The sequence below is a fragment of the Pseudomonas sp. DR208 genome, from assembly GCF_019823005.1.
Taxonomy (GTDB): domain Bacteria; phylum Pseudomonadota; class Gammaproteobacteria; order Pseudomonadales; family Pseudomonadaceae; genus Aquipseudomonas; species Aquipseudomonas extremorientalis.
The window spans coordinates 1,366,787-1,381,017 of the sequence record NZ_CP081944.1 but is presented as its reverse complement, the minus strand read 5'-3'; the positions used below and the strand labels follow the sequence as shown (position 1 = coordinate 1,381,017).

Below are 14,231 nucleotides of genomic sequence, written 5' to 3'. Positions count from 1 at the left end.
ACTGTGCGACGTAGCCCCTGCGCTACGTCGAGGCCGCAGATCAAACCCGCTCGCTGAGCACGCCAACATAGCGTGCTCGGCCGGCGCCGAGCCCTGTGATGATTGCCCCCAGGCCGATCACAGCGAACACCCAGCCGGTGGCGCCCCAGCCGCCGGTCCAGTCATGCAGCACACCCACCGCCAATGGCCCCATGGACGCCAGTGTGTAGCCAAAGCCTTGCGCCATGCTCGACAGGTTGGCGGCCACGTGGGAATCCCGCGAGCGCAACACGATCAAGGTCAGCGCCAGGCTGAAGGTGCCGCCCTGGCCCAGGCCCAGCAGGATCGCCCAGCCCCACAAGCCGTCGAGCGGCGCGTACAGGCAACCGAACAGGCCGCCGAGGGTGAGCAGCATCACCACCACAATCGCCAGCCGTTGATCCTTGCCCCGCGTCGCCAACCACGGTGCCGCCAGCGAGCTGAACAGCTGCACGATGATCGAACCCGAGAGCGCCAACCCGGCCTCAGTGGCGCTCAGGCCACGACCAATCAGAATCGACGGCAACCAGCCGAACACGATATAGGCCAAGGACGATTGCAGGCCCATGTACAACGTCACCTGCCAGGCCAGCCGGTCGCGCAACAAGCCCTTCACGCGATAGGCCACGTGGTGCGCGCCGTGCTTGTGCCCGACCTGCGGCAACCAGGCCAGTGCCGCTACCAATGCCGGCAAGACCCAGAACCCCAGGCCGATGCTCCAGCTGTCGCCGAAGTAATGGCTCAGGGGCACCGAAGCGCCAGCTGCCAATGCCGCCCCCAGGCACAGGGCCATGGTGTAGACGCCGGTCATGGTGCCCGCCTGCCGGGGGAAATCACGCTTGACGATCCCCGGCAACAGTACGCCGATGATGCCGATACTCGCTCCGGCGATCAGGCTGCCGACGAACAGCCCGGCTTCGCCAAATGAACTGCGCAGGATGATGCCGGCGGCCAGGGCCAGGAGGATGCCCAGCACCACCCGTTCGGCGCCGAAGCGGCGCGCCAGCAGCGGAGCGGTCGGCGCGAACAGGCCCAGGCACAACACCGGCAACGTGGTCAGCAAACCGGCCCGGGCTGCCGACAGCCCCAGGCTGGCGGAAACGTCGGCCAGCAACGGCGCCATGCTCGACAGTGCCGGACGCAGGTTCAGTGCCACCAGCACCAGGCCCAGCAGCAACAACCATGGGCGGCTCACCAGCGGTGGCGTGTGCTGCACCACCTCGTCATCGGCTTCGGCGTCGATCAGCAGTTCTTCGAATTCGGTTTTGCGCTGGGTTTCAAGGCTCATTGATCAACTGCCGACAGAGGGATTTGGCGCGTTCAGGGTTTTGCTGTTCCACGGCGTCGAGCAAGGCGGTGTGCAGGTCGAACACCGCTTGGCGACGCGGTGAAATGTTCAGGGTCTGGCGCAACTGGGCGGCAACGATGCGCGAGAAATACTGGTACAGCTCGCTGAGTGCCGGATTGTGCGCGGCGTCCACCAGGTGCTTGTGGAACACCAGGTCAGCGCTGATATAGGCCTCAAGGTCGCCGTGATACAGCTTGCCACTGGTGTCAAGGGCTTCGCGCAAGGCGATGAGGTCTTGTTCGGTACGGCGCATGGCCGCCAACCCGATGGCTTCCACTTCAAGAATCTGCCGCGTCTCCTGCGCCTGCTCCAGGGTGCAGTGGGATAGCGCCCGCATCGTGCCCAGCGGATCGGTCATCGAGCGCAGGTAACTGCCATCGCCCTGGCGGATTTCAATCAAGCCGGAGAACGCCAATACGCGCATGGCCTCGCGCACGGTATTGCGGCTGATACCCAATTCGGCGGACAGCTCGGGCTCGGTGGGCAGGCGCTCACCGATGGCCCACCGGCCTTCAGTGATGCGCAGGCGCAACTGCTCCAGGGCCTGGTCGACCAGGGAGCGTTTGATCAAAGGGGCGATGTCTGTCATGGGCTCCGCGCTTTCGTCCAATCATAGGATGAATTTTCCTACAGCCTATTCGGACTTACCTACAAAGGCAACGCACTACGGTTCTTAGGCAGGTAAAGGAGCAGTATTTTCGATTGGTAAAATTACCCTTTGAGGGTAATTATGGACTTAGGTGTCTTATGGAAAAGTACACACCTCATTACGATTTGGCGGTGATAAAGGCGGATGTGAGACGGCTGGGAGACCAGGCATTTACCTCAACGGCCAAGGCCACAGGAAGGAAACTCGGCTTCGCAATCCATGAGATGAAGGAGGTCGTTTATCAATTGCAAACCAGGATGTTGTACAAATCAATGACTACCTATGCAGACCATCGGGTATGGCAGGACGTGTACCACATCAGTTCACACGGCATGGAGATCTACATAAAGGTGACTTACTGCCCAGGCGGTAACCCCCCGGTCATCTCCTTCAAGGAGTGCAACTCATGAAAACCCGACAATGCTATATATGCGGTACACCCGGCGGAATGACCCGGTTCGAGGGCCGAAGCGAAACCCTTAGTGTCAAAGGCATGGAAAGTCGTGTCGATGACCTTTCTGGCTGGGAATGCCATGCATGCAGCGACAGCGTGTATGACCCTGATAGTTCAGAGCGCCATGCGAAAGCCGGTGATGAACTCATCCACGCCGCGCGAAAAATGATCGGCACCGAGATGAAACGCATCCGACGCAAACTGCACATTACACAGAAGGAAGCGGTGGAACTGCTATCGGGAGGCGGTCACAACGCTTTTTCACGCTACGAGCGCGGCGAGCTTCTGCCCCCCAAACCCCTGGTGCTGCTGATGCGACTATTGGATCGCTACCCACACCTGCTGGCCGATGCGAGGGCGTTGGCCGAGGGTACTGATATGCGCGGATTCAACCACACCATCAATACCGATCAGGAAGCGCTCAAGGCCTCCTAGACAGGCAAAAACAAACCCGGCACCAGGCCGGGTTTATCGTTTCAAGCATCGATCAATGCAAGATCTGGCTCAGGAACAACTTGGTCCGATCATTCTGCGGGTTGTCGAAGAAGTCATTCGGCGCCGCCTGTTCCACGATCTCCCCCTTGTCCATGAAGATCACGCGGTTGGCCACGGTGCGCGCAAAGCCCATTTCGTGGGTCACGCACAGCATGGTCATGCCGTCTTCGGCCAGGCCGATCATGGTGTCGAGTACTTCCTTGACCATTTCCGGGTCGAGTGCCGAAGTCGGCTCGTCGAACAGCATGATCTTGGGCTTCATGCACAACGCACGGGCGATGGCCACGCGCTGCTGCTGGCCGCCGGACAGTTGCCCCGGAAACTTGTGCGCCTGCTCCGGGATGCGCACGCGCTCCAGGTAGTGCATGGCGATTTCCTCGGCCTTGCGCTTGGGCATCTTGCGCACCCACATTGGCGCCAGCGTGCAGTTTTGCAGGATGGTCAGGTGCGGGAACAGGTTGAAATGCTGGAACACCATGCCGACTTCGCGGCGGATCGCTTCGATCTGCTTGAGGTCGTTGGTCAGCTCCACGCCATCGACCACGATGCGGCCCTGCTGGTGCTCTTCCAGGCGATTGAGGCAGCGGATGGTGGTGGACTTGCCCGAACCCGACGGGCCGCACAGCACGATACGCTCGCCCTGCTTGACGTTGAGGTTGATGTCTTTCAACACGTGGAACTGGCCGTACCACTTGTTGACGCCCTGCATCTGGATAATGCCTTCAGGGCTCACAGGCTGTTTGATCGCTTCGCTCATAACAACAACTCCTAACGCTTGTGGCCTGTGTCGAGCTTGTGTTCCAAATGAATGGAATAGCGCGACATACCAAAACAGAAAATCCAGAACACCAGGGCTGCGAACACGTAGCCTTCGGTGGCCATGCCCAGCCATTTAGGATCGGCGGCGGCTTGCTTGACGCTGTTGAGCAGGTCGAACAGGCCGATGATGATCACAAGGCTGGTGTCCTTGAACAGCGCGATGAACGTGTTGACGATGCCGGGAATCACCAGCTTGAGGGCTTGCGGCAGAATCACCAGGCCCATGCTGCGCCAGTAACCCAGGCCCATCGCTGCAGCCGCTTCGTACTGACCTTTGGGAATCGCCTGCAAGCCACCGCGCACCACCTCGGCCACGTAGGCCGACTGGAACAGGATCACGCCGATCAACGCCCGCAGCAGCTTGTCGATGCCCATGCCTTCGGGCAGGAACAACGGCAGCATCACCGAGGACATGAACAGCACGGTGATCAACGGCACGCCGCGCCAGAATTCGATGAAGGTCACGCAGACCACCCGAATCGCCGGCATGTTCGAGCGCCGCCCCAACGCCAACATGATGCCCAGCGGCAAGGCACCGGCGATGCCGACGGTGGCGATCACCAGGGTCAGCATCAGCCCGCCCCATTGGCTGGTCGCCACGTTGGTCAGGCCGAAGATGCCGCCATGCAACAGGAAGTAGGCGATGATCGGGTACAGCACCAAAAAGCTCAGGCCGTAGATCGCCTTGCGTTGGAAACGCGAGATGAACAGCGGCGCTACGCCAACGATGGCCAGCCACACGGTCAGGTCCACGCGCCAGCGCAGGTCGCCGGGGTAGTAGCCGTACATGAACTGCCCGAAGCGCTGTTGGATAAACACCCAGCAGGCGCCCTCCTTGGTGCAATCGGCCCGCGTGGTGCCGACCCAGTTGGCATCCAGGATCGCCCAATGCAGGATCGGCGGCACCACCAGGTAGATCAGGTAAAACGCCAACAGGGTCAGCAGGGTGTTGAGCCAGCTGGAAAACAGGTTGGCGCGCATCCATGCCATCGGCCCGAACACTTTGTTCGGCGGCGGCATATCCGGTTTGAATGTATGCGTAGTCATGCTGGTTTCCTCACCGCTCGATCAGCGCAATGCGCTTGTTGTACCAGTTCATCAGCAGGGAAATGCTGATGCTGATCGCCAGGTACACGCTCATGGTGATGGCAATGACTTCGATGGCCTGGCCGGTCTGGTTGAGCACCGTGCCGGCAAACAGCGAGACCATTTCCGGGTAACCGATACCGGCGGCCAGGGACGAGTTCTTCGCCAGATTCAGGTATTGGCTGGTCAGCGGCGGAATGATCACCCGCAGCGCCTGCGGGATGATGACCTTGCGCAGCGTCGGCCCGGGGCGCAGGCCCAGGGAGCGCGCGGCTTCGGTCTGGCCATGGCTGACGGACTTGATGCCCGAACGCACGATCTCGGCGATGAACGCTGCCGTGTAGACGGTCAGCGCCAGGGTCAGTGCCAGCAGTTCAGGGATGAGTACCCAGCCGCCGACAAAGTTGAAGCCTTGCAACTTGGGCATTTCCCAATGCAGCGGCGCGCCGAAGATCAAGGCGCACAACGCCGGGATCACGATGAACAGCGCCAGGCCCGCCCAGAACTTGTGGAACGGTACGCCGGTGGCTTCGAAACGTTTGTTGGCCCAACGCGCCATCAGCACGATTGCCACGATGGCGACAACGATGCTGACCACAAACGGCCAGAACCCGTCAGCGGCAATCGCTGCCGGCATGTTCAGGCCACGGCTGCTGACAAAGAAGGTGTCACCGAAGTTATGACTGTTACGCGGCCCCGGCATGGTCAGGAACACCGCGAAGTACCAGAACAGGATTTGCAGCAGCGGCGGAATGTTGCGGAACACTTCCACATACACGGTCGCCAGCTTGTTGATCATCCAGTTCGGTGACAGCCGCGCCACGCCGATGATGAACCCCAGCAAGGTCGCCAGGATCACGCCGATAAAGGTCACCAGCAAGGTGTTGAGCAAGCCGATCACGAAGACCCGGGCATAGCTGTCCGATTCGGTGTAATCGATCAAATGTTGCGCGATGCCGAAGCCGGCACTGCGTTCAAGAAAGTCGAAACCCGAGGTAATGCCCCGGTGCTGAAGGTTGGTCTGGGTGTTGTTGAAGAGGTACCAGCCCAGCGAGACCACCGCCACTATCGTGATGATCTGGAAGAGCCACGCACGCACTTTAGGGTCGCTGAAGCTGAGCTTCTGCTTGGGTGCGCCGATTTGATTTTGCATGAAGTGCCCCGGAAATAATGGAACAGAACATCACCCGGCGGTTGGCCCACCGGGTGACAGAACCATCAGCGATCAGCGCACAGGTGGTGCGTATTGAATGCCGCCAGCGTTCCACAGCGCGTTCAGGCCACGGTCGATTTCCAGCGGGGTGCTCTTGCCCAGGTTGCGCTCGAACACTTCACCGTAGTTACCGACTTGCTTGACGATCTGTACAACCCAGTCTTTCTTCACTTTCAGGTCTTTGCCGTATTCGCCGTCAGCACCGAGCAGACGCGCAACGTCCGGGTTCTTCGTGGACTTGGCTTCAGCTTCGACGTTTTTGGAGGTGATGCCGGCTTCTTCAGCGTTGAGCATGGCGTAGCCAACCCAGCGCACGATGGCCAGCCACTCGTCGTCGCCATTACGCACGACCGGGCCCAGTGGTTCCTTGGAAATGGTTTCCGGCAGAACAACGTAGTCCTTCGGTGAGGCCAGCTTGCTGCGCTGGGCGAACAGCTGGGACTTGTCGGAGGTCAGTACGTCGCAACGCCCGGATTCCAGCGACTTGGCGCTTTCATCGGAAGTGTCGAAGGTGATCGGCGTGTATTTCAGGCCGTTGCCACGGAAGTAGTCGGAAACGTTCAGCTCGGTGGTGGTACCGGCCTGGATGCAGATGGTTGCACCGTCCAGTTCCTTGGCACTTTTCACGCCCAGCTTGTTGTTTACCAGGAAGCCGATGCCGTCGTAGTAAGTGATGAAGCCTGGGAATTTCAGGCCCATGCCGGCGTCGCGGGAGCTGGTCATGGTGGTGTTACGGGACAGAATGTCGACTTCGCCGGATTGAAGCGCGGTGAAACGCTCCTTGGCATTCAACTGGCTGAATTTGACCTTGGTCGCGTCGCCGAAAACGGCAGCAGCCACAGCGCGGCAAAAGTCGGCGTCAATCCCGAGGATCTTGCCGCTGGCATCCGGTACCGAGAAACCCGGCAGGCCGTCACTCACGCCACACTGCACAAAGCCTTTTTTCTGCACGGCGTCCAGCGTGGCGCCCGCCTGGGCGAAACCACTGACACCCAGTACAGCCGCCGCAGTCACGATGGCCAGGGTGGATTTCAATACCTTCATTCAAACCTCCAGTTTGCTCTTGTTGTGTCGGAGCTCGAACCTCAGCGCACCCTTATGAGGCGATATCGACCCGTGTTGGCTTTTTTTAGGGTCAAGCGGCATGAAGTTGTCGCAGTAATTCCAGTTGCTATCCCACAAGCGGCAGTCACTGATAGTGTTACCGTCCCGGGATAGCGCTGACATCGTTCAACACATAGCAAGCGCCGTACCAGAGTGCCGGCTGAGTCGTTCCAGCCCCCGGTCAAGAGAAAAAGATTCAACCGTGCGACATCTTCTTAACAGATCAACCCATCGCGCACCGTTCCGTCGCACTTAATCGGAGCGCACGCACATTAATGGAGCAGACATGACCGACCCCTTGATTCTTCAGCCCGCCAAGCCCGCAGACGCCTGCGTTATCTGGTTGCATGGCCTGGGTGCCGATCGCTATGACTTCCTGCCAGTGGCCGAGGCGCTGCAGGAAAGCCTGCTGACCACGCGTTTCGTTTTGCCCCAGGCACCGACCCGGCCGGTGACGATCAATGGTGGCTACGAGATGCCAAGCTGGTACGACATCAAAGCCATGAGCCCGGCCCGTTCCATCAGCCTGGAAGAGCTGGAAGTCTCGGCAACAATGGTCACGGATTTGATCGAGGCACAGAAGAGAACCGGAATAGAGGCTTCGCGGATTTTCCTCGCCGGCTTTTCACAGGGTGGCGCCGTGGTCTTTCACACCGCATTCCTGAATTGGGAAGGCCCCTTGGGTGGCGTGATTGCCCTCTCCACCTATGCCCCCACGTTCAGCGACGAGCTGGAATTGTCCGCCAGCCAGCAGCGCATTCCCGCCCTGTGCCTGCACGGCCAGTACGACGACGTGGTGCAGAACGCCATGGGCCGCAGCGCCTACGAGCATTTGAAGAGCCGTGGTGTCACCGTGACATGGCAGGAATACCCAATGGGCCACGAAGTGTTACCCGAGGAGATACGCGATATCGGTGCCTGGTTGACCGCTCGCCTGGGCTGAACACCAGCGTTTATGTAGCCGTATGACAGACGCACTACGCCGCGCCCGATTCTTGCATTACACTGGCCGGCGTACATTCCTTAACCAATTAATGAGATCACCGTGCTCAAAGCACTCAAGAAGATGTTCGGCAAAAGCGAGGCTGAGCCGCTCGCGCCTGATTCCAGTGCTCCTGCCCCGACAGCCGGCAGCCGCAATGACGGCAGACAGCCCGACCGGACCGCACCCGCCGCCCAGCCGAAGAAGCCGACGGTGACCCCACCCGAACAGGCCAGACCGGTCGAACCCGTTGCCGCACCGGTGGCACCAAAACCGCGCCGTGAACGTGCGCCAAAACCGCCGGTAATTCCGTGGAAACTCGAAGACTTTGTCGTCGAACCCCAGGAAGGCAAGACCCGCTTCCATGATTTCAAGCTGGCCCCGGAACTGATGCACGCCATCCAGGACCTTGGTTTTCCATACTGCACGCCGATCCAGGCGCAGGTGCTGGGCTTTACCCTGGCCGGCAAAGACGCCATCGGCCGCGCCCAGACCGGCACCGGCAAGACCGCCGCGTTCCTGATCTCGATCATCACCCAGTTGCTGCAGACGCCGCCGCCCAAAGAGCGCTACATGGGCGAACCGCGCGCGCTGATCATCGCCCCGACCCGGGAGCTGGTGGTACAGATCGCCAAGGACGCCGCCGACCTGACCAAGTACACCGGCCTCAACGTCATGACGTTCGTGGGCGGCATGGACTTCGACAAGCAGCTCAAACACCTCGAAGCCCGCCACTGCGACATCCTGGTGGCCACCCCTGGCCGTCTGCTGGACTTCAACCAGCGCGGCGACGTGCACCTGGACATGGTCGAAGTGATGGTGCTGGACGAAGCCGACCGCATGCTCGACATGGGCTTCATCCCGCAAGTGCGCCAGATCATTCGCCAGACCCCGCCGAAATCCGAGCGTCAGACCCTGCTGTTCTCCGCGACCTTCACCGAAGACGTGATGAACCTCGCCAAGCAATGGACCACCGACCCGTCCATCGTCGAGATCGAAGCGGAAAACGTCGCCAGCGAAAACGTCGAGCAACACATCTACGCGGTAGCCGGCGCCGATAAGTACAAGCTGCTCTACAACCTGGTCAACGACAACGGCTGGGAACGCGTGATGGTGTTTGCCAACCGCAAGGACGAGGTGCGCCGGATCGAAGAACGCCTGGTGCGTGACGGTGTGAACGCCGCGCAACTGTCCGGCGATGTGCCGCAACACAAGCGCATCAAGACCCTGGAAGGCTTCCGCGAAGGCAAGATCCGTGTGCTGGTGGCCACCGACGTGGCCGGGCGTGGGATTCACATCGACGGCATCAGCCATGTGATCAACTTCACCCTGCCGGAAGTGCCGGATGACTACGTGCACCGCATTGGCCGTACCGGCCGTGCCGGGGCGGCGGGTGTGTCGATCAGCTTTGCCGGGGAAGATGATTCGTATCAGCTGCCGTCGATCGAGGCGCTGCTGGGGCGCAAGATCAGTTGCGAGACGCCGCCGACGCACTTGCTGCGGGCTGTGGAGCGCAAGCGCCCGTAAGCTGGAATGCAGTGAAAACTGTGGGAGGGGGCTTGCCCCCGATAGCGATGGCACATCTAACATCTCTGTTGGCTGACCCACTGCAATCGGGGGCAAGCCCCCTCCCACATTTGGTGCTGTGTTTGGCCTAAGACTTCCAGCGCTCCGCGGCGGCGTGGTCGCTGTGGCGCCCTTCCACCCAACGCGGCCCCTCACTGGTATTTTCCTTCTTCCAGAACGGCGCCCGCGTCTTCAGGTAATCCATCACAAACGCGCAGGCATCAAACGCCGCCTGGCGATGGGCACTGGCCGCCCCAACAAACACAATCGGCTCGCCAGGTTCCAGCGCGCCAATGCGGTGCAGCACTTCCAGCTTGAGCAACGGCCAGCGCTGCTCGGCTTCCACAGCGATCTTGGCCAGGGCCTTTTCGGTCATGCCGGGGTAGTGCTCCAGGAACATTCCCGCGACATCCAGACCGTCATTGAAATCGCGTACATAGCCAACAAAACTCACCACCGCGCCCACGCCGACATTGGCCGCATGCATCGCGTTGACTTCAGCACCGGGATCAAACGCCTGGGCCTGCACACGAATGGCCATGCTCAGCCTCCGGTCACGGGTGGGAAGAATGCTACTTCGTCACCTGCCTGCACCGGCTCATCAAGGCCGCACATCTCTTCGTTGCGCGCACACATCAGGCTGGTTTCGTTGAGCACTGCAAACTCCGGGTCACTGGCCAGCGCCAGACGCACCGCATCGACAGTGGCGAAGTCGCCCTCCATCTCCAACGAATCAAAACCCACCGCTTCGGCGTAACGCGCAAAAAACAATACGTTGATGCTCATGCCTGGTCCGCCTTGAAATGCCCGCTTTTGCCGCCGAGTTTTTCCAGCAGGCGAATGCTTTCGATGGTCATGCCACGGTCCACCGCCTTGCACATGTCGTAGATCGTCAGCGCCGCGACGCTGGCAGCAGTAAGGGCTTCCATCTCCACGCCGGTCTGGCCGGAGAGTTTGCAGCGCGCCACGATACGCACCAAGTCTGCACCCTCGGCGCTCAGTTCGACCTTGACGCCCGTCAACATCAACGGATGGCAGAGGGGAATCAGGTCACTGGTTTTTTTCGCGGCCTGGATCCCGGCAATACGGGCCACGGCAAATACGTCGCCCTTGGGGTGGGCGCCGTCGACAATCATTTGCAGGGTCTCGGGCAGCATGCGCACACGCGCTTCGGCCACCGCCTCACGGAACGTCACGGACTTGTCGGTGACGTCGACCATATGGGCGCGACCTTGGGAATCGAGATGAGTCAGCACAGGGATACTCCTGATCAGGAGCAGCGATTGTAAACCCGTCGGTCAAGATTGCGCACACCTGATTCCCCGTCCCTGAATCACCAGTAGCCAAATGCTCGATCAGTGCGACGAATACACCCCATCAGAACAAAGAATTGGCGCCAACAATCCAAGCACCGTAAAACTTGAAAAAAAACGGAATGCCCACTTCATGACCTTACTGTATTTCATCCTGCTCAGTTTATTCGCCGGTTTTGCAGTGCCCTTGCAGGCAGGCACCAACGCAAAACTGGGTAACCTGCTAGGCCATCCTTTATGGGCCACTGCAGTATCCCTCATGGTCAGCCTGGTTGTACTCATTGTTGTCATTATTGCAGTCAAGGCGCCTCGTCCCAATCTTGCCGCCGTGCAAGACGGCCCCTGGTGGATTTGGATGGGCGGTGTTGCCGGCGTTTTTTATATTACCGTAGCGTTATTGATGGCGCCTCGACTCGGCGCCCTCAACTTCATCATGGCGGTATTGATCGGACAACTTATCGTTTCAATTGCGATTGACTATTTTGGCTTATTGGGCTTCCCCAAACAGTCTCTCAACATTAATAAACTGGTCGGCGTACTTGTCGTCATAGGAGGATTCCTTATTACCACTCGCACTTGATTCACGCCTAACAGGGTCACCAAAAACAGAAGACTTCTTCATGTTCCCAGTCAGGGATTGACGACAGCTATTAACTTTAAAAAGGTGAGGCAATGACCACTCAAACTGCAACGGCAACTTACGACGCCATCGGCGAACGCTTCGAAGCTTTCACGGACAGCGCCTCGCAGCGCTCGGTGGAAACCGCAACCTTCTTCAGTATGGTTGGTAATCCCCAGGGCAAATCCGTACTGGACCTGGCCTGCGGTTTCGGTTTCTTCGGACGCGAGCTGTATCGCCAAGGTGCCAGCAAAGTGGTTGGCGTGGACATCTCCGCCTCCATGATTGAACTGGCCCGGCAAGAGTCGGCGCGCAACCAGGAGCCGATCGAGTACCACGTCAGCGATATCTGCGATCTGGGCATTCTCGGCAAGTTCGACCTGATCACCGCCGCTTGGCTGTTCAACTATGCCGATTCGCCAGAAAAACTGGACAAGATGTTCCAGGTCGTCGCCAAGAACCTCGCCCCAGGTGGACGGGTCGTGGCTTACACGGTAGAGCCAACCTTTCAATTGAAACGTGGCAACTTCACCAAATACGGCGTGCACGTACTCACCGAAGAACCCCATGAAGGCGGCTTTCGCCACCACGCCGAATTTGTCACCACACCGCCCAGCGCCTTCACCTTCCATCGCTGGAGCCGCGAACGCTATGAGCTGGCGATCATGAAAGCCGGCTTCTCCCGCCTGCAGTGGCAAAAACCGATTATTTCCGAGGCCGAGCGGGCCAAGCACCCCAAGGGCTACTGGGATGATTTCGAACGCAACTGCCTGCAAACCGGGCTGATCTGCACCCTCTGAAGGCCGGGCACGTACGCCTGGGTGTACGTGCCTTTTCTCCCACGCAGTAGGAAAACGAGCGTTATGACTCCCAAGGGTTTCAACCATTGGCCCGTGTTCGACGGCCCCCTGACCGCCGAAATGACAGACCGTTTCTTGATGGGCCTACCTGAGCATTTCCACGAAGCCGTCAACCTCAAGTTGCCGCTGGCAGCCTGGCGCCTGGTGTCGGAAGAGACCAGCGAACAGTTGGCCGACCGCGTCGAAAACCCTGTCTCGCCGCTGGCCTGGCGCTATGCCGCCGCCCAACTGCTGGCACTGACCCATGACCCCAGGCTCGATGTACTCAACCCCACGATGATTCAAATCAGCGCAGGCACCGTCGAGATCGGTCTGGCCGAATCGGCGGTCGACCAGGTGATGCATGACATGCGCGGCCTGGGCCTGGATCGGGACTGGATCGCCAAGGAAGTCCCTCGTCATCGCGTACACCTGCGGCCATACGCCATCGGTAAATATCCGGTGACCAACCTCGAATACCGAGCCTTTCTCGAAGCCAACACGCAGGCACGGATTCCCGAAAGCTGGGCCTTCGGACAGTACCCTCACGCACGCGCCAACCATCCGGTCTACGGGATCACTGCCGATGACGCCGACGCCTACGCTGCCTGGCTCAGCGAAGCCAGTGGGCGCAGCTTCCGCCTGCCCACCGAGGCTGAATGGGAATACGCCGCCGCCGGCCCGGAAAACCTCGAATATCCCTGGGGGAATACCTTCCTGCCCGAGCGTGCCAACACCGCCGAACTGGGCCTGTTCGACACCACTCCGGTCGGCTTCCTGGTCGAGGGTGCTTCGCCATTTGGCTGTCTGGACATGGCCGGTAATGTCGAAGAATTCGTCGCTGACGACTACGCCCCCTACCCCGGCGGCACCGCCATCACCGACGACCTCGTCACTGTGGTTGGCACCCACCGCATCGCCCGTGGTGGCAGCTTCACGCGGTTTCGCGACCTGACCCGCAATTGCCGGCGTCACGGCAAGTATCCGCGACAGATTTACGTAATGGGCTTTCGCCTCGCACAAACCCTGTAATCCCTCTTCTGTACCAAAACAATAACGCGTTGATCATTCAAGCACGGAAGGAACCGCCATGAACCGCCTAAGCGTACGCAACCATGTTGATATCCCCCTGGACGACCATTCCAACCCTGGAACTTTCTACACGTTCAGTGGGTTGGACACGGCACACGAACATATCGTGATAAAGCTTGGCCCCGCCAATCCCATCAGCCCGTTGGTGCGTATTCATTCCGAATGCCTGACCGGCGATGTATTCAGTTCACAGCGCTGTGACTGCGGCCCGCAATTAAACGAGTCGATCCTGCGCATGCAGGAAGTGGGTGGCTATCTTATCTACCTGCGCCAAGAAGGCCGCGGCATCGGCTTATATGCAAAGTTGGACGCCTACCGCCTGCAAGATTCTGGCATGGACACGTTCGAAGCCAATACTCATCTGAACTTTCCGGAAGATGACCGCGATTTCTCCATGGCCGCAGGCATGTTGAAAGCGCTGAACATCAAACATTGCCAATTGATCACCAATAACCCGGACAAAGTTCAAGCCCTGGTGGATAACGGCATTGTAGTGGACAACGTTATTCCGACCGGCGTGTTTGTCACCCGACATAACACTCATTACTTGCAAGCGAAAGTCGATAAGAAAAATCACGTGATCAACCTGATGAAACAACCGAAGCGCGCCTGAACACTTTCTTTCGCCCACACT

17 protein-coding genes are annotated in these 14,231 nt (G+C 59.5%); 8 read left to right on the top strand and 9 right to left on the bottom strand.

Annotated elements, in window-relative coordinates; genetic code table 11:
* Nucleotides 1-40 precede the first annotated feature (40 nt).
* Both K5K89_RS06070 and K5K89_RS06065 read right to left on the bottom strand, forming a co-directional pair.
* Nucleotides 41-1,306 (bottom strand): CynX/NimT family MFS transporter, encoded by a 1,266-nt coding sequence (locus K5K89_RS06070; RefSeq protein ID WP_071488593.1) that lies wholly within the window; start codon nt 1,304-1,306, stop codon nt 41-43.
* A complete protein-coding gene (locus tag K5K89_RS06065; RefSeq protein WP_071488592.1) occupies nt 1,296-1,955 on the bottom strand; it encodes a FadR/GntR family transcriptional regulator in 660 nt (219 codons plus the stop codon). Before K5K89_RS06065 ends, K5K89_RS06070 begins: the two co-directional genes overlap by 11 nt.
* 158 nt (nt 1,956-2,113) lie before the next feature.
* On the opposite strand from K5K89_RS06065, the gene K5K89_RS06060 reads away from it, so the two are divergent.
* Together K5K89_RS06060 and K5K89_RS06055 are read left to right on the top strand one after the other, a co-directional pair.
* Nucleotides 2,114-2,425, top strand: a complete 312-nt coding sequence (locus K5K89_RS06060) for a type II toxin-antitoxin system MqsR family toxin (RefSeq protein ID WP_092240871.1) — start codon at nt 2,114-2,116, stop codon at nt 2,423-2,425.
* Entirely contained in the window at nt 2,422-2,904 is a 483-nt protein-coding gene (locus K5K89_RS06055; RefSeq protein WP_071488590.1) for a type II toxin-antitoxin system MqsA family antitoxin, read from the top strand. The genes K5K89_RS06060 and K5K89_RS06055 overlap by 4 nt, the downstream gene beginning before the upstream one ends.
* Nucleotides 2,905-2,956: 52 nt before the next feature.
* Here K5K89_RS06055 and K5K89_RS06050 read toward each other — a convergent pair whose 3' ends face one another.
* From K5K89_RS06050 to K5K89_RS06035, 4 genes are all read right to left on the bottom strand, one after another.
* Nucleotides 2,957-3,721 (bottom strand): amino acid ABC transporter ATP-binding protein, encoded by a 765-nt coding sequence (locus K5K89_RS06050; RefSeq protein WP_003171943.1) that lies wholly within the window; start codon nt 3,719-3,721, stop codon nt 2,957-2,959.
* An 11-nt stretch (nt 3,722-3,732) separates the two neighbouring features.
* Nucleotides 3,733-4,830: an amino acid ABC transporter permease gene (locus K5K89_RS06045; RefSeq protein ID WP_058422897.1), complete on the bottom strand. Its 1,098-nt coding sequence runs from the start codon at nt 4,828-4,830 to the stop codon at nt 3,733-3,735.
* Nucleotides 4,831-4,840: 10 nt separating this feature from the next.
* Nucleotides 4,841-6,022: an amino acid ABC transporter permease gene (locus K5K89_RS06040; RefSeq protein WP_058422898.1), complete on the bottom strand. Its 1,182-nt coding sequence runs from the start codon at nt 6,020-6,022 to the stop codon at nt 4,841-4,843.
* A gap of 72 nt (nt 6,023-6,094) precedes the next feature.
* Entirely contained in the window at nt 6,095-7,126 is a 1,032-nt protein-coding gene (locus tag K5K89_RS06035) for an amino acid ABC transporter substrate-binding protein (protein WP_071488588.1), read from the bottom strand.
* Nucleotides 7,127-7,472: 346 nt separating this feature from the next.
* On the opposite strand from K5K89_RS06035, the gene K5K89_RS06030 reads away from it, so the two are divergent.
* Entirely contained in the window at nt 7,473-8,129 is a 657-nt protein-coding gene (locus tag K5K89_RS06030) for an alpha/beta hydrolase (RefSeq protein WP_222541026.1), read from the top strand.
* Between the two features lie 96 nt (nt 8,130-8,225).
* On the top strand, nt 8,226-9,695 hold the full coding sequence (gene rhlB / locus K5K89_RS06025; RefSeq protein WP_165447910.1) for an ATP-dependent RNA helicase RhlB: 1,470 nt from the start codon (nt 8,226-8,228) through the stop codon (nt 9,693-9,695).
* Between the two features lie 127 nt (nt 9,696-9,822).
* Here the strand turns inward: rhlB and moaE are convergent, their stop codons facing one another.
* From moaE to moaC, 3 genes are read right to left on the bottom strand one after another with little or no spacing between them, the layout of a single operon-like run.
* Nucleotides 9,823-10,275, bottom strand: coding sequence for a molybdopterin synthase catalytic subunit MoaE (gene moaE, locus K5K89_RS06020; RefSeq protein ID WP_071488585.1), 453 nt, complete (start codon nt 10,273-10,275; stop codon nt 9,823-9,825).
* A gap of 2 nt (nt 10,276-10,277) precedes the next feature.
* Nucleotides 10,278-10,520: a molybdopterin converting factor subunit 1 gene (moaD, locus tag K5K89_RS06015; protein ID WP_071488584.1), complete on the bottom strand. Its 243-nt coding sequence runs from the start codon at nt 10,518-10,520 to the stop codon at nt 10,278-10,280.
* Nucleotides 10,517-10,990 (bottom strand): cyclic pyranopterin monophosphate synthase MoaC, encoded by a 474-nt coding sequence (moaC, locus tag K5K89_RS06010; protein ID WP_071488583.1) that lies wholly within the window; start codon nt 10,988-10,990, stop codon nt 10,517-10,519. Before moaC ends, moaD begins: the two co-directional genes overlap by 4 nt.
* A gap of 190 nt (nt 10,991-11,180) precedes the next feature.
* Between moaC and K5K89_RS06005 the strand changes: the two genes are divergently transcribed.
* From K5K89_RS06005 to ribA, 4 genes are all read left to right on the top strand, one after another.
* Complete coding sequence (locus K5K89_RS06005; protein WP_222541683.1) at nt 11,181-11,627, top strand: DMT family transporter; 447 nt, start codon at nt 11,181-11,183, stop codon at nt 11,625-11,627.
* A gap of 92 nt (nt 11,628-11,719) precedes the next feature.
* Nucleotides 11,720-12,466, top strand: a complete 747-nt coding sequence (locus K5K89_RS06000; RefSeq protein WP_071488581.1) for a class I SAM-dependent methyltransferase — start codon at nt 11,720-11,722, stop codon at nt 12,464-12,466.
* 63 nt (nt 12,467-12,529) lie between these two features.
* A complete protein-coding gene (locus tag K5K89_RS05995; protein ID WP_222541025.1) occupies nt 12,530-13,537 on the top strand; it encodes a formylglycine-generating enzyme family protein in 1,008 nt (335 codons plus the stop codon).
* Nucleotides 13,538-13,595: 58 nt separating this feature from the next.
* Nucleotides 13,596-14,210 carry a GTP cyclohydrolase II gene (gene ribA / locus K5K89_RS05990; protein ID WP_071488579.1) on the top strand — a complete coding sequence of 205 codons (615 nt, stop codon included), beginning with the start codon at nt 13,596-13,598 and terminating at the stop codon, nt 14,208-14,210.
* Nucleotides 14,211-14,231: the final 21 nt, after the last annotated feature.

Bases quoted from the DNA above. Each gene is read 5' to 3' on its own strand.
- K5K89_RS06040 (WP_058422898.1), bottom strand. From the start codon at position 6,022: ATGCAAAATCAAATCGGCGCACCCAAGCAGAAGCTCAGCTTCAGCGAC.
- K5K89_RS06030 (WP_222541026.1), top strand. From the start codon at position 7,473: ATGACCGACCCCTTGATTCTTCAGCCCGCCAAGCCCGCAGACGCCTGC.
- K5K89_RS06045 (WP_058422897.1), bottom strand. From the start codon at position 4,830: ATGACTACGCATACATTCAAACCGGATATGCCGCCGCCGAACAAAGTG.
- K5K89_RS06055 (WP_071488590.1), top strand. From the start codon at position 2,422: ATGAAAACCCGACAATGCTATATATGCGGTACACCCGGCGGAATGACC.
- K5K89_RS05995 (WP_222541025.1), top strand. From the start codon at position 12,530: ATGACTCCCAAGGGTTTCAACCATTGGCCCGTGTTCGACGGCCCCCTG.
- K5K89_RS06000 (WP_071488581.1), top strand. From the start codon at position 11,720: ATGACCACTCAAACTGCAACGGCAACTTACGACGCCATCGGCGAACGC.
- K5K89_RS06065 (WP_071488592.1), bottom strand. From the start codon at position 1,955: ATGACAGACATCGCCCCTTTGATCAAACGCTCCCTGGTCGACCAGGCC.
- moaD (WP_071488584.1), bottom strand. From the start codon at position 10,520: ATGAGCATCAACGTATTGTTTTTTGCGCGTTACGCCGAAGCGGTGGGT.
- K5K89_RS06070 (WP_071488593.1), bottom strand. From the start codon at position 1,306: ATGAGCCTTGAAACCCAGCGCAAAACCGAATTCGAAGAACTGCTGATC.
- K5K89_RS06060 (WP_092240871.1), top strand. From the start codon at position 2,114: ATGGAAAAGTACACACCTCATTACGATTTGGCGGTGATAAAGGCGGAT.
- K5K89_RS06035 (WP_071488588.1), bottom strand. From the start codon at position 7,126: ATGAAGGTATTGAAATCCACCCTGGCCATCGTGACTGCGGCGGCTGTA.
- K5K89_RS06005 (WP_222541683.1), top strand. From the start codon at position 11,181: ATGACCTTACTGTATTTCATCCTGCTCAGTTTATTCGCCGGTTTTGCA.
- K5K89_RS06050 (WP_003171943.1), bottom strand. From the start codon at position 3,721: ATGAGCGAAGCGATCAAACAGCCTGTGAGCCCTGAAGGCATTATCCAG.
- moaE (WP_071488585.1), bottom strand. From the start codon at position 10,275: ATGGCCATTCGTGTGCAGGCCCAGGCGTTTGATCCCGGTGCTGAAGTC.
- ribA (WP_071488579.1), top strand. From the start codon at position 13,596: ATGAACCGCCTAAGCGTACGCAACCATGTTGATATCCCCCTGGACGAC.